This window comes from Microbacterium sp. LWH10-1.2 (assembly GCF_038397765.1).
Lineage (GTDB): Bacteria > Actinomycetota > Actinomycetes > Actinomycetales > Microbacteriaceae > Microbacterium > Microbacterium natoriense.
The window spans coordinates 1,174,251-1,187,926 of sequence record NZ_CP151638.1 but is presented as its reverse complement, the minus strand read 5'-3'; the positions used below and the strand labels follow the sequence as shown (position 1 = coordinate 1,187,926).

11 protein-coding genes are annotated in these 13,676 nt (G+C 70.3%); 3 read left to right on the top strand and 8 right to left on the bottom strand.

Annotation, left to right across the window (positions count from 1 at the left end; all coding sequences use genetic code 11):
• Nucleotides 1–173 precede the first annotated feature (173 nt).
• Nucleotides 174–440 (top strand): DUF4031 domain-containing protein, encoded by a 267-nt coding sequence (locus MRBLWH10_RS05590; RefSeq protein WP_105674477.1) that lies wholly within the window; start codon nucleotides 174–176, stop codon nucleotides 438–440.
• Here the strand turns inward: MRBLWH10_RS05590 and MRBLWH10_RS05585 are convergent.
• A complete protein-coding gene (locus MRBLWH10_RS05585) occupies nucleotides 405–2,993 on the bottom strand; it encodes an Rne/Rng family ribonuclease (protein ID WP_341941938.1) in 2,589 nt (862 codons plus the stop codon). The genes MRBLWH10_RS05590 and MRBLWH10_RS05585 overlap by 36 nt on opposite strands.
• A 277-nt stretch (nucleotides 2,994–3,270) precedes the next feature.
• Here MRBLWH10_RS05585 and MRBLWH10_RS05580 point away from each other — a divergent pair, with 277 nt between their 5' ends.
• On the top strand, nucleotides 3,271–3,882 hold the full coding sequence (locus MRBLWH10_RS05580) for a vitamin K epoxide reductase family protein (RefSeq protein WP_341941937.1): 612 nt from the start codon (nucleotides 3,271–3,273) through the stop codon (nucleotides 3,880–3,882).
• A gap of 73 nt (nucleotides 3,883–3,955) precedes the next feature.
• Here the strand turns inward: MRBLWH10_RS05580 and ndk are convergent, their stop codons facing one another.
• The 4 genes from ndk to ileS are packed head-to-tail and all read right to left on the bottom strand — an operon-like array spanning nucleotide 3,956 to nucleotide 9,459.
• Nucleotides 3,956–4,372 carry a nucleoside-diphosphate kinase gene (gene ndk, locus MRBLWH10_RS05575; RefSeq protein WP_102192635.1) on the bottom strand — a complete coding sequence of 139 codons (417 nt, stop codon included), beginning with the start codon at nucleotides 4,370–4,372 and terminating at the stop codon, nucleotides 3,956–3,958.
• A gap of 1 nt (nucleotide 4,373) precedes the next feature.
• Nucleotides 4,374–4,805: a DUF4233 domain-containing protein gene (locus MRBLWH10_RS05570; protein ID WP_341941936.1), complete on the bottom strand. Its 432-nt coding sequence runs from the start codon at nucleotides 4,803–4,805 to the stop codon at nucleotides 4,374–4,376.
• Nucleotides 4,802–6,154, bottom strand: coding sequence for a folylpolyglutamate synthase/dihydrofolate synthase family protein (locus tag MRBLWH10_RS05565; protein ID WP_341941935.1), 1,353 nt, complete (start codon nucleotides 6,152–6,154; stop codon nucleotides 4,802–4,804). Before MRBLWH10_RS05565 ends, MRBLWH10_RS05570 begins: the two co-directional genes overlap by 4 nt.
• Nucleotides 6,151–9,459: an isoleucine--tRNA ligase gene (gene ileS / locus MRBLWH10_RS05560; protein WP_341941934.1), complete on the bottom strand. Its 3,309-nt coding sequence runs from the start codon at nucleotides 9,457–9,459 to the stop codon at nucleotides 6,151–6,153. The genes MRBLWH10_RS05565 and ileS overlap by 4 nt, the downstream gene beginning before the upstream one ends.
• A 298-nt stretch (nucleotides 9,460–9,757) precedes the next feature.
• Here ileS and MRBLWH10_RS05555 point away from each other — a divergent pair, with 298 nt between their 5' ends.
• On the top strand, nucleotides 9,758–10,408 hold the full coding sequence (locus MRBLWH10_RS05555; RefSeq protein ID WP_105674552.1) for a pentapeptide repeat-containing protein: 651 nt from the start codon (nucleotides 9,758–9,760) through the stop codon (nucleotides 10,406–10,408).
• Here MRBLWH10_RS05555 and MRBLWH10_RS05550 read toward each other — a convergent pair.
• Genes MRBLWH10_RS05550 through MRBLWH10_RS05540 form a run of 3 tightly spaced genes read right to left on the bottom strand, consistent with a single transcriptional unit; the run spans nucleotide 10,393 to nucleotide 13,633 of the window.
• On the bottom strand, nucleotides 10,393–11,883 hold the full coding sequence (locus tag MRBLWH10_RS05550; RefSeq protein ID WP_341941933.1) for an ABC transporter ATP-binding protein: 1,491 nt from the start codon (nucleotides 11,881–11,883) through the stop codon (nucleotides 10,393–10,395). The two genes, MRBLWH10_RS05555 and MRBLWH10_RS05550, sit on opposite strands and share 16 nt — an antisense overlap.
• Complete coding sequence (locus MRBLWH10_RS05545; protein WP_341941932.1) at nucleotides 11,880–12,683, bottom strand: ABC transporter permease; 804 nt, start codon at nucleotides 12,681–12,683, stop codon at nucleotides 11,880–11,882. The genes MRBLWH10_RS05550 and MRBLWH10_RS05545 overlap by 4 nt, the downstream gene beginning before the upstream one ends.
• Nucleotides 12,680–13,633: an ABC transporter permease gene (locus MRBLWH10_RS05540; protein WP_341941931.1), complete on the bottom strand. Its 954-nt coding sequence runs from the start codon at nucleotides 13,631–13,633 to the stop codon at nucleotides 12,680–12,682. Before MRBLWH10_RS05540 ends, MRBLWH10_RS05545 begins: the two co-directional genes overlap by 4 nt.
• Nucleotides 13,634–13,676: the final 43 nt, after the last annotated feature.

The following is a 13,676-nucleotide window of genomic DNA, read 5'->3' as shown; positions in this document are numbered from 1 at the left end:
TCTCACGGGAAGACTGTTGCTTGCATTCATCGCGGGGCGACGGGTGCGAACGCAAGACTCTCCGCACCGACCGTCGAGGACGGGGCGGCATACGCACCAAGGGACTACTTTACCGGATGCCGGGCGGTGTCGCAAAACGTCCTGCGGGGTGTGTCCGGTCGTAGGCTGACAGCATGACCGTGCTCGTCGATGATCCGCTCTGGCCCGCGCACGGGCGCCTGTGGGCGCATCTCGTGAGCGATGAGAGCCTGGACGAGCTGCACGCCTTCGCGAGGTCTCTGAGCGTGCCGGAGCGCGCTTTCGACCTCGACCACTACGACGTGCCGGAGGACATGATCCCCCGACTCATCGCCGCCGGCGCTCAGCACGTCGGCGGCAAGGAGCTGGTGCGCAGGCTGATCGCCTCAGGACTGCGCGTCCCCGCCCGCGACCGGAGCTGACGACTCGGAGTTCACCGACACGGGCGTGCCCGTGAGAGCCGCCGTGGTCACCCGACGACGGCCACGGCCCTGACCGGGCGCCTTCGGCTCGGGAAGGGCGTCCAGCACCGAGTCGAGCAGCTGCTCGGCGGGCGACTTCGGCGCCTTCCGATCGGACCCGCGCTTCTTGCGGGCCTTCTTCGGACGCTCCTGCGCCGCGGTCGGCTCGACGGCGGGCGCGGCGGCATCCGTCGCTCCCTCCGCGTTCGGGGCGAGCGTCGACGCGGCGATCTGCGCGAGGGCCGACTTCGCACCCTCGGGGATGCTGTGCGTCACGTTCGGGGCCGGCGGCGCGCTCTGGGCCGGCGCCGAGTTGCCGCGCTGGCGACGGTTCTGCTGTCCGTTCCCGTTCGACGGCGCTCGGTGCTTCACGACGGGGTCGTGGTGCACGATGACACCGCGGCCGGCGCAGACCTCGCACGCCTCGCTGAAGGTCTCCAGGAGGCCGAGCCCGAGCTTCTTGCGGGTCATCTGCACGAGGCCGAGCGAGGTGACCTCGGCGACCTGGTGCTTCGTGCGGTCCCGGCTGAGGCACTCGATGAGACGGCGCAGCACGAGGTCGCGGTTCGACTCCAGCACCATGTCGATGAAGTCGACGACGATGATGCCGCCGATGTCGCGCAGTCGCAGCTGGCGGACGATCTCCTCTGCCGCCTCCAGGTTGTTCTTGGTGACGGTCTCCTCGAGGTTTCCCCCGGAGCCGACGAACTTTCCGGTGTTGACGTCGACGACCGTCATGGCCTCGGTGCGGTCGATCACGAGGGAGCCGCCGGAGGGCAGCCATACCTTGCGGTCGAGGGCCTTCTCGATCTGCTCCGTGATGCGGAACGCGTCGAACGGGTCGGTCTCGTCCTCGTACGACTCCACACGCTCGAGCAGGTCGGGAGCGACGCTCTCCAGGTAGGCGCGGATGGTGCGCTGCGACTCGTCGCCCTGGATCAGCATCTTCGTGAAGTCCTCGTTGAAGACGTCGCGGACGATCTTGACGAGCAGATCCGGCTCGGCGTGCAGCAGTGCGGGAGCCTGCTGGTTCTCCACCTGCTTCTGGATGTGCTCCCACTGGGTCGTGAGGCGCTGCACGTCGCGCGTCAGCTGCTCCTCCGTGGCGCCCTCGGCCGCCGTGCGCACGATCACTCCGGAGGACTCGGGGAGCACCTCCTTGAGGATGCGCTTGAGTCGCGCGCGCTCGTTGTCGGGCAGCTTGCGGCTGATGCCGTTCATCGATCCGCCGGGCACGTACACGAGGTACCGGCCGGGGAGCGAGATCTGGCTGGTGAGGCGGGCGCCCTTGTGGCCGACCGGGTCCTTCGTGACCTGGACGAGCACGCGGTCGCCGGGCTTGAGCGCGAGCTCGATGCGGCGGGGCTGGTTGCCGGTCTCGACGCCGTCCCAGTCGACCTCGCCGGAGTACAGCACGGCGTTGCGGCCGCGGCCGATGTCGACGAAGGCGGCCTCCATGCTCGGGAGCACGTTCTGCACGCGTCCGAGGTAGACGTTGCCGATCAGCGATGCGTCCTGGTTGCGGGCGACGTAGTGCTCGACGAGCACGCCGTCCTCGAGGACGCCGATCTGGGTGCGGCCGTTCTTGGAGCGGACGACCATCTTGCGGTCGACGGACTCGCGGCGAGCGAGGAACTCGGCCTCGGTCACGACGGGACGGCGGCGACCGGCATCGCGACCGTCGCGACGGCGCTGCTTCTTCGCCTCCAGGCGGGTCGACCCCTTGATCGCCTTCGGCTCGGTGATGTACTCGACGACGCGCTGGCGCGGCTGACGGGGCTCGGAGCGCTCGTCGTCGCCCTCGGAGCCACCACGGCGGCGACGGCGTCCTCGTGCGGATGCCGACTCCTCAGGCTCGCGCTGCGGGTCGCGCTCGGCGATGCGGTCGAAGACGCGACCGGGGCGTGCCGGGAGCGGGACGAACTCGGGAGCGTAGAAGTGCAGCTGCGTGGACACCTGCGAGACGAACACCTCGGGCAGCAGGCCGAGCGACACGGCGGTCACCGGCGCGGGCGCAGCGGGCTCCTCCACCGCGACAGGCTCTTCGACCTTCGGCTCCGCGGCGGGAGTAGCCGGCTCCTCGACGGGTGCGGACTCCACGGCGGCGGGCTGGGCGTCTGCCGCGTCGGCGGCAGCGGATGCCGGAGCACCGGGCTCGTCCGTCGCAGCGGGCGTCTCGTCTCGGTCGGCTCCGCCGTCCTCGCTCGACGAGCGAGGGGCGTCAACGACCGGGGCGTCGGCCTCGGAGGCGTCACCCTCAGGAGCGTCAGCCCCCTCAGGAGCGTCACCCTCTGGTGCCTCGGCAGTGTCGTGCTCCGGGGTGCCGTCGATCGGGGCACCGCCCTCGGGGGCGTCTGCCTCGGCCGCATCGGCGGGGGCGTCGACCTCGGGGGCGTCGATCGCCTCGGAGGATTCAGCGTCCTCCGCAGCGTCGACGACTACCTCTGCGGGTGCGTCAGCATCCGCAGAGAAGTCGAGGGTAGGGGCGTCGTAGTCATTGGTCTCATCGGCCATCTCTGGCGAACTCCTCGCGCGCGGCACCCGGTGCCTCGCGAAATCTCATGCGGCACCCGCAGGTGCCGCGAACTCACTCGGTGTGTGACCGGCTCACGGCTCTGATCACGTGGGGCATACGGCCCCGAAGTCTGCGTCGATGCGTGCCACGGCGTGTGCCGAGCGGTGCATCACAGGCCATTATCGCACCATGTGGGCGTGTTCGCGGCATCCGCTCCCTCGCGCGCCGCTGGCGCGTTCTCGTCGGGCGCATAGCAATCGCTGTGATAATCCACATATGAGCGAGCAGCGCACCCGCCCCATCGGCTACGGAATCTGGTTGATCGTCGCGAGCGTGGTGGGCTGGTTCGCCGCATTCCAGCTCACGATCGAGAAGTTCGTGATCATGGAGAACCCCGAGGCGAGCCTCAGCTGCGATATCAGCCCGTTCATCCAGTGCGGCAAGAACCTCCTCTCCTGGCAGGGATCGGTCTTCGGCTTCCCCAACCCGATCCTCGGCCTCACCGGCTGGATGGCGCCCCTCGTGATCGGTGTGGCCGTCCTCGCCGGAGCGCGCTTCCCCCGGTGGTTCTGGGCGATCTTCGGCGCCGGCATCACCTTCGCCTTCGGGTTCGTCTGCTGGCTGATCTCGCAGAGCATCTACGACCTCGTCGTCCTCTGCCCGTGGTGCATGGTGACCTGGGCCGTCACCATCCCCACCTTCTTCGCGACGATGCTGCATCTCACCCGCAACGGCACCTTCACCCGGAACGAGAAGGTCCAGGAGCGCGCGGGGAGCCTCATGGCCTGGGTGACGCTGGCCGCGATCGTGGCCTACGCGATCATCATCGCCATGGCTCAGCTCAAGGGCATCGACTTCATCGGCGAGATGATCCGCATCATCTTCTGAGCCCCGTACGGAAACGAGGAGCCCTCCCGCATCGCGAAGATGCGGGAGGGCTCTCTCGTTGCGGAGGGCGGGCTCAGTCGAACCAGATGCCGAGCTCGCGGGCGGCGGACTCGGGGCTGTCCGAGCCGTGCACGAGGTTCTGCTGCACCTTGAGGCCCCAGTCGCGGCCGAAGTCGCCGCGGATCGTCCCGGGGGCCGCCGTGGTCGGGTCGGTGGTGCCTGCGAGGGAACGGAAGCCCTCGATCACGCGGTTGCCCGCGAGACGGATCGCCACCGACGGGCCGGAGAGCATGAACTCGAGCAGCGGCTCGTAGAACGGCTTGCCCTCGTGTTCGGCGTAGTGCGCGGCGAGGAGGTCGCGGTCGGGGTCGACGAGACGGATGTCGACGAGGGCGTAGCCCTTCGCCTCGATGCGCGCCAGGATCGCTCCGGTGAGGCCGCGGGCGACGCCGTCCGGCTTGACGAGGACGAGGGTTTCTTCGGTGGCCATGTCATTCACTCTCTGTGTCTGAGGTCTGCGCGGTCTGAGTCGAGTTCTGCGGGTCGGCGGGACGTCGTGCATCCACGCGCGCCCCCACGATCGTCGCATACGCCCACATGCCGCCGAAAATCACGACGACGAGCAGGATGGCGGGCACGAGGACAGCGGAGAGCGCGATGACCGCCTGGATCACCCAGCCCGCGGTGATCGCCCACGGACGGGTGATCATGCCGGCCACGGCGATGCAGGCGAGAGCGACGATGCCGCCGCCGACGATCCCCCACCACGGCTCGACGCCGTCGGGGAGCGCCTTCAACCCGAACACCGTGAGTCCGGCAAGGAAGACGACGATCGACTCGAAGCCGAGCACCACCGGCGCCAGCTTCTGCACGAGGGTGCGCGGCGGTCGAGGAGAGCGCGCGGGAGCGGATGCTGCGCTCACGCGCGCCACCCCGACTTCCAGTCCTCCTCTTCGGCGAGGGCGATCGCCTCACCCGCGAGCACCACGGAGCCCGCGATCACGACGGCGCGCCGATCCGACGAGGCCGCCCACTCGCGAGCCGCGTCGGCGGCCTCGGCGAGGGTCGGATGCACGGTGGCGCGGTGCCCCGTCTGCTCGACGAGGTCCGCGATCGCGTCGGCGTCGCTGGCGCGGTCGGACTCGGGAGCGGTCGCGAACACGTGCGCGGCGACCGGGGCGAGCTTCGCCACGATCCCTGCGGCGTCCTTGTCGGCGAGGACGCCGAGCACGACACCCCACTCGTCGAAGTCGAAGCTGTCGTCCAGCGCCTGTGCGAGGGCGGCGGCGCCGTGCGGGTTGTGCGCGGCGTCGACGATCACGGTCGGAGCGATGCCGAGCAGCTGCAGGCGGCCGGGAGAGGTCGCGGACTGCAGACCGTCGGTGACCACGTCTGACGCGATCGGCTTGGAGCCGCCCCCGATGAGCGACTCCACGGCCGCGACGGCCAGGGCGGCGTTATGGCCCTGGTGCGCCCCGTAGAGGGGCAGGTACTCCTCGGCGTACTCCCCCGCGAGCCCGCGGATAGTCAGCAGCTGCCCGCCGACGGCGAGCTTCTGCTCGGTGAGTCCGAACTCCTCGCCCTCGAACGCGATGTCCGCGTTCTTCTCGGCGGCGACCCGACGGAGGACCTCGGCCGCCTCGGCGGGCTGCTGCGCGGAGACCACCGCTGCGCCCTCCTTGATGATCCCCGCCTTCACCTGGGCGATCGCGGCGATCGTGTCTCCCAGGCGGTCGGCGTGGTCGATGTCGATCGGCGCGAACACCGCGACGTCGCCGTCGGCGGTGTTCGTCGAGTCCCACTCGCCCCCCATGCCGACCTCCAGCACGAGCACGTCGACCGGAGCATCCGCCACCGCCACGAAGGCGAGCACGGTGAGCAGCTCGAAGAACGTCAGCGGCGCATCGCCCGCGGCCTCCAGCTCGGCGTCGACGATCCCGACGAAGGGCTCGATCTCGTCCCAGGCGTCGGCGACGGCCTCGTCGGAGATCGGTTCGCCGTCGATCATGATGCGTTCGGTGAAGCGCTCCAGATGCGGGCTCGTGAACAGTCCGGTGCGCAGGTCGTGCGCCCGCAGCAGGCTCTCGATCATCCGCGCGGTCGACGTCTTGCCGTTCGTGCCCGTGATGTGCACGACCCGGTACGTCTTCTGCGGGTCGTCGAGGAAGGCGAGGATGCGGGCGACGCGCTCCTTGCGCGGCTGCACCCAGCGCTCACCCGCCCGGCTCAGCAGAGCCTCGTAGACGGCATCCGCCCGCTCGCGTGCGCTCATGCTGCGCCTCCGATCCGGCTGACGGCGACCGTGAAGTCGCCCGTGTTGGCGTAGGTGCCCGTCGAGATGACGGCCTCGAACTCCGCGGCGGGCAGTTCGGTGCCGCCGCGGTGGACGCCGTGCTGGAGAGCGAGGGTCTCCCCCGCGACATCGGCGATCTCGAACGCGCCGGCCACGGCATCCGCGTCCGCATCGCTGTCGAATCGGAGGTCGAGACGGATCCGGTCGCTGACGTCGAAGCCCGCGTTCTTGCGGGTCTCCTGCACGGCGCGGATGACGTCGCGCGCCAGGCCCTCGGCTTCGAGCTCGGGAGTGGTCCGGGTGTCGAGCAGCACGAAGCCGCCGGTCGGCACGATCGCGAGCGCCTCGCCCTCGGGGCGCCCCGTCGTCTCCAGCACGAGCTCGTACTCGGCGGGCTCGAGGGCGATGCCGCCCGCGGTCACCACCCCGTCGGTCTCCGACCAGTCGCCGCTGCGGGCGGCCTGGATCGCCTTCTGCACGTCCTTGCCCAGGCGAGGGCCGGCGGCGCGCGCGTTGACGCTGAGGCGGTGGTCGATGCCGTACTCGGATGCGGTGGTCTCGGTCTGCTGCACCAGTTCGACGGACTTGACGTTCAGCTCCTCGCGGAGGATGTCCTCGAACTGGCCGAGCGTCGCGGCGAGCGGCGAGACGACCGTGAGCCGCGCGAGCGGCAGACGGACGCGCAGCTTCTCCTTCTTGCGCAGCGCGTTGCCGACGCTGGACAGCTCACGCACGGCGTCCATCGCATCACGGATCTCATCGGCCGCGGGGAACGCGGAGGCATCGGGCCAGTCCTGCAGGTGCACGCTGCGCCCGCCGGTGAGTCCCTGCCACACGCGCTCGCTCACCAGCGGCACGAGGGGCGCCGCCACGCGGCACAGCGTCTCGAGCACCGTGTAGAGCGTGTCGAACGCCTCGGTGCTCGAGCCCTCCCAGAACCGGTCGCGCGAGCGGCGGATGTACCAGTTGGTCAGCACCTCCGCGAAGTCGCGCAGGCGAGCGGACGCCGTGGTGGAGTCGAGTCCCTCGAGGTCGACGCGGACGTCGCGCACGAGATCGCCGAGGCGCGCCAGGATGTAGCGGTCGAGCACATCCGTCGAGTCGGTGCGCCACGACGCCTCGTAGCCGCCCTCGGTCGCCGCGTTGGCGTAGGTCGCGAAGAAGTACCAGGAGTTCCACAGCGGCAGCAGGAACTCGCGCACGCCGGCGCGGATGCCCTCCTCGGTGACGGCGAGGTTGCCGCCGCGGAGCACGGAGCTCGACATGAGGAACCAGCGCATCGCGTCGGAGCCGTCGCGGTCGAGGACCTCCGACACGTCCGGGTAGTTGCGCAGCGACTTCGACATCTTGTACCCGTCGCTGCCCAGCACGATGCCGTGGCAGCTGACACCCGTGAACGCGGGGCGGTCGAAGAGCGCGGTCGACAGCACGTGCATCACGTAGAACCAGCCGCGCGTCTGCCCGATGTACTCGACGATGAAGTCGGCGGGGGCGTGCGAATCGAACCACTCCTGGTTCTCGAACGGGTAGTGCACCTGCGCGTACGGCATCGAGCCCGAGTCGAACCACACGTCGAAGACGTCCTCGATGCGGCGCATCGTGCTCGTACCGGTGGGGTCGTCGGGGTTCGGACGCGTGAGGTCGTCGATGTACGGACGGTGCAGGTCGATCTCGCCCTCGGGGTTGCGCGGCAGCGCGCCGAAGTCGCGCTCGAGCTCCTCCAGCGAACCGTAGGCGTCGACGCGGGGGTACTCCGGGTCGTCGCTCTTCCAGATCGGGATGGGCGAGCCCCAGTAGCGGTTGCGGCTGATCGACCAGTCGCGGGCGCCTTCGAGCCACTTCCCGAACTGACCGTGCTTGACGTTCTCAGGCACCCAGGTGATCTGCTCGTTGTTCGCGAGCATCCGGTCCTTGAGGTCGGTGACGCGGATGAACCAGCTCGAGACGGCCTTGTAGATCAGAGGGTTCCGGCAGCGCCAGCAATGCGGGTAGGAGTGCACGTAGCTCTGCTCGCGGACCAGGCGCTGCTCGGCGCGGAGCAGACGGATCAGCGGCGTGTTCGCGTCCATCCACAGCTCGCCGGCGACGTCGGTGACGTTCGGGAGGAAGCGCCCTCCGTCGTCGAGCGACAGGATGGTCGGGATGCCGGCGGCCTCGGCCACCCGCTGGTCGTCCTCACCGTACGCGGGCGCCTGGTGCACGACGCCCGTGCCGTCGGTGGTCGTGACGTAGTCGTCGACGAGGATCTGCCACGCGTTCTGCGTGCCGTAGGTCTCGGTGTCGGCGTAGTACGAGAACAGGGGCTCGTAGCGGAGGCCGCCGAGCAGCGCACCCTTGACGGTTCCGCTCGCGGCGTCCAGAGCGGCCGCGGCATCCTCGTAGCCGAGGTCCTTCGCGTAGCCGCCGAGCAGGTCGCGGGCGAGCAGGTAGCGCGCACCGTCGACGCCCTCGGAGGCGCCGTTCGGCCCCGCGGGCACGACGACGTACTCGATGTCGGGCCCCACGGCGAGCGCGAGGTTGGTCGGGAGCGTCCACGGGGTGGTCGTCCAGGCCAGCACCCGCACCCCGGCGAGGCCGAGCCGCTCAGCCTCCGCGCCGATCAGAGGGAACGACACGGTGACGGACGGGTCCTGACGATCCTTGTAGACGTCGTCGTCCATACGCAGCTCGTGGGCGCTGAGGGGCGTCTCGTCGCGCCAGCAGTACGGCAGCACGCGGTAGCCCTCGTAGGCGAGACCCTTTTCGTACAGGGTCTTGAACGCCCAGAGCACGCTCTCCATGTAGCCGAGGTCGAGCGTCTTGTAGCCGCGGTCGAAGTCGACCCATCGCGCCTGACGCGTGACGTAGTCCTGCCACTCGCGCGTGTACGTGAGCACCGAGTCCTTCGCCTTCGCGTTGAAGACGTCGATCCCCATGTCCTCGATCTCGCTCTTCTCGGTGATGCCGAGCTGCTTCATCGCCTCGAGCTCTGCCGGCAGACCGTGCGTGTCCCAGCCGAAGACGCGGTCGACCTTCTTGCCGAGCATCGTCTGGAAGCGCGGGAACACGTCCTTCGCGTACCCGGTGAGCAGGTGGCCGTAGTGCGGCAGGCCGTTCGCGAACGGAGGGCCGTCGTAGAAGACCCATTCGTCGGCGCCCTCGCGCTGCTCGATCGAGGCGCGGAACGTCTGGTCGGACTCCCAGAAGTCGAGCACTTCGCGCTCGATGGCGGGGAAGCGGGGGCTCGGTGCGACGGAGGCAGCCTGATCGGCGGCGGGGCCGAAGGAGGAACGCGGGTAGGTCATGTCGTCTCGCAGTGATCGTCGTGGCGGATGCTGCCGCAAGGACGATCCTCACGGACCGCGGTACCACCTCGCTTACCGCGCCTCACGGCGGGGCCACTCTCACTGCGGCTGTGACGGGCCTGCCCCGCTCGGTTCTACTAGCCCCGGCAGGCTCAGCCTGTCGATGCGTTCTTCCGAGAGCTCCCCGGTGATGGCCGGATCGATGCTCGTGCCCCCATTGTACGCGGCACAGCAGCAGACGAGGACCGTCGTGCTCCGCAGCTCACTGAGCGTCGGAGGCACCCCCTACCCTCGAACCATGGCACGTTCGTCCGATTCCCCCGCCGCTCCTCGCGTCTCTCCCCCCGACTTGCCCCGTGAGTACGTCGACGCCGCCCCCGCACGCAGCGCCGACCTCGTGGCAGCGCGGCTCGACCTCGACGGACCGGCCGATCTCGCGTACGCGTCGCTCGAGCAGTGCGTCGTCGTCGCCGACGCGGATGCCGTCGATCTCACCGGAGCCACGCTCCTCGACGTCGAGATGACCGGAGTCCGCATCGCCTCCCTCCGCATGCGGGGTGCGAGCGTCCGTCGACTGCGGATCGCCGGGGGACGAATCGGCACCCTGGATCTCAGCGACGCCAGGATCGACGAGCTCGAGCTCCGCGACCTCCGCGTGGACTACCTGAACCTCGGCGGCGCCAAGGCTGTCGACGTCGACGTCGTCGACTGCAGCATCCGCACGGTCGATCTCCCCCAGTCCGAGCTCACCAGGGTGCGCTTTCGCGGCACGTCCAGCGACGAGGTCGACCCACGGGGGATGCGCGCCGTCGACGTCGATCTCCGCGGCCTCGATGCGCTGAGCTACCTCGACGCGAACAGCCTGCGCGGCACGACGCTCTCCGGCTTCCAGGTGCAGCAGCTCGCACCCGTCCTCGCCGCGAGCATCGGCATTCAGGTCAAGGACTGACCGCTCGCCGCCAGCAGCTCCCTCGTGAACGGGTCCTGCGGGGCCGCGAAGACCTCAGGCACCCGCCCCTGCTCCACGATCCGCCCGTCCTGCATCACCAGCACCGTGTCGCAGACCGCCCCGACGACGTCGAGATCGTGCGAGACGAAGATCATGGTCAGCCCGCGCGTCCGCTGCAGCCGCACCAGCAGCTGCAGCACACGCTCCCGGACCGAGGGGTCGAGGGCGGAGACCGGCTCGTCGAGCACCAGCACGTCCGGCTCGGCGGCGAGCGCGCGGGCGATCGCCGCCCGCTGCCGCTGACCGCCGGACAGCGCCATGGGACGCCGGTCCGCGAGCCCCGGATCGAGGTCGACCTCCGCCATCAGCGCCGCCGTCTTCGCCGCGCGCTGCGCACGGGGCACCCCGCCAGCGGCGAGCGCCTCCCGCAGCGATCGTCCGATCGTCCAGCGGGGATCGAAGGCGCCGAGCGGATTCTGATGCACGAGCTGCACCCGATGGGCCCCCTGCCAGCGCAGCTCTCCGGCATCCGGAGTCTCCACGCCGACGATCATGCGAGCGAGCGTCGTCTTGCCCGATCCCGACTCCCCCACCACGCCGAGTGTGCGCCCCTCGGGCACGGCGAAGTCCGCATCGACCACCGCCGGCACGCCGCCGAAGCTCTTCGCGACCCCGCTGCCCACGAGCACAGGGGTCGGGTCTCCCTCTTCCGTGTCTCTCGGCGTGTGACGGGTCGCGGCGATCAGCTCGCGCGTGTAGTCGTGCCGAGGGTTCTCCAGCACGTCCGCCGTGTTCCCCTCCTCGACGACGATGCCCCCGCGCATGACCAGCACCCGGTCCGCCAGTCTGCGGACCGCGGCGAAGTCGTGGCTGATGAACAGCACAGCGGTGCCGGCATCGGCGATCTCCCTCAGCAGCGCGAGGATGCGCGCCTGGACGGTGGCGTCCAGCGCCGTGGTGGGCTCGTCCGCCACGAGCACAGCCGGTCCGGCCGCGAGGGCGGAGGCGATCAGCGCCCTCTGGCGGAGCCCCCCGGAGAGCTCATGCGGGTACTGGCGCGCGCGGCGCTCCGGATCGGGCATCCACACTCGGCGCAGCTGCTCCTGCACGCGCTCGGGTGCCGCGTCGAGCCCGTGGATGCGCAACGGCTCGGCGACCTCGCTGCCGATCCTCTGCAGCGGGTCGAGCGACACCAGCGCATCCTGGGACACCAGCGCGATGCGGGCGCCCCTGAGCCGTCGCCATGCGCGCTCGCCGAGGCCCGCGGCATCCTCGCCGTCGATCAGCAGCCGATCGACGTGCACGCTCCCCGCGCTCAGCCCGAGCAGCGCCCGCGCCGTGAGGGATTTGCCCGCACCGGACTCCCCGACGATCGCGACGCACTCCCCCGGTGCCACCGAGAACGACACGCCGTCGACGACCGCCGGCCCGCCGAAGCCGATGCGCAGCCCCTGCACCTCCAGCGCGGCCGTCATGACCTCACCCCGTCGGCGCGCGCTCGGAGCATGCGACCGACGACGGTCGCAGCGACGACGGTCAGGGTGATGGCCGCCCCGGGGAACACCGAGATCCACCAGGCCTGTCCGAGCACGTTGCGTCCTCCCGAGAGCATGAGACCCCACTCCGGGGTCGGCTCGGCAGGGCCGAGCCCGAGGAAGCTGAGCCCTGCGGCGGCGAGGATGCTGGATCCGATGCCGATCGTGGCGAGGACGCTCAGCGAACCGAGCACCCCCGGCGCCACGTGCCGCAGGAACGCCGAGAAGCGAGGGACGCCGAGGATGCGCGCCGCCTCGACGTGCTCGGCGAGGCGCAGCGTACGGGTCTGCACCCGAGCCAGTCGGACGTAGACGGGAACAGCGGCGAGCGTCACCGCGATCGCGATGTTCACGGGTCCCGGCCCGAGCACGGCGATCACGACGAGGGCGACGAGGAACTCCGGGAAGGCCATCAGCACGTCGTTCACCCGCATGAGCGCGATATCGAGACCGCGGGGCGATACGCCGGCGAGAGAGCCGATCGCGAGGCCGACGACCAGGGCGATGCCGGTGGCGAGCAGTCCGATGCCCACGGACCGCCCGGCTCCGTGCACGACCCGCGAGTACACGTCCCGCCCGCTCTGGTCGGTGCCGAAGAGGTGCTCGGCGCTCGGGGGCAGCAGCGCGGAGCGCACGTCGGTCTGGAGCGGATCGTGCGTCGCGAGGACGTCGGGCAGCAGCGCCGCGAACGCGATGACGGCCAGGATGGCGACGGCCGTCCACAGCAGAACGCGCCTCATCGGACACCCGCCGATCGGGAGCGCAGACGCGGGTCGATGAGCGGATGGATCAGCTCGACCACCACGTTCACGATCACGAACACCACGGCGCTGAGCAGGATGATCCCCGTGATGACGGGGAGATCGCGATCGCTGATCGCCGCGAGGGTGACACGGCCGAGGCCCGGGCGGGCGAACACCGTCTCCACGAGCACCGCCCCGCCCAGCACGGAGCCGGTGAGGTAGGCGGCCAGGGTGATCGCACCGGCGGCGCCGTGACGCAGCCCGTGCCGTGCGGTGAACCGGAGCGGACTCGCTCCCCGCGCGCGCACCGTCTCGGCGAACGGCATCCGCTCCGCCTGCACGAGCCCGTCGCGCAGCACCTGGCTGAGCAGGGCGGCCACGGGCAGGGCGAGGGTGATGGCGGGCAGCACGATCGTGGCGGGATTGCGGGTGCCGGAGACCGGGAACCATCCCAGTCCGAACGCGAACACGCTCAGCAGCACGAGGCCGATCCAGAACACCGGCGAGGACAGCACGACGAGCTCGATTCCGGCCGCGACGGCGCGCGCGGCCCGCCCGCGTACCAGGAACGACACGGCGAGCGCGAGCACGATCGCGATCAGCAGCGCGAGTGCCGCCAACTGCACCGTCGCCCCGAGCTGTCTGCCGATGACCTCGGTCACCGGCAGACGCAGCTGATACGACTCGCCCAGATCACCGCGGGCCAGCCTCCCGATGAAGCTCGCGTACTGCTCCAGCGGCGGTCGATCCAGCCCGAGTTCTGCGCGGATCGAGTCCTTGACGGCCTCGCTCACCTGGGCCTGCGGGCCGAGCATGACCGAGACGGGATCTCCGGGGATCACCCGGAAGGCGAGGAAGGCCAGCGTGGCGGCACCCCAGAGCACGGCGGCGGCCGATGCCACGATCCCGGCGATGCGGAGCAGCACGGCCTTCACCCGTCTCGTCACCTCGACTCGCTCCGTTCGCTCGGGACGGCGCTCGTCTCGTTCC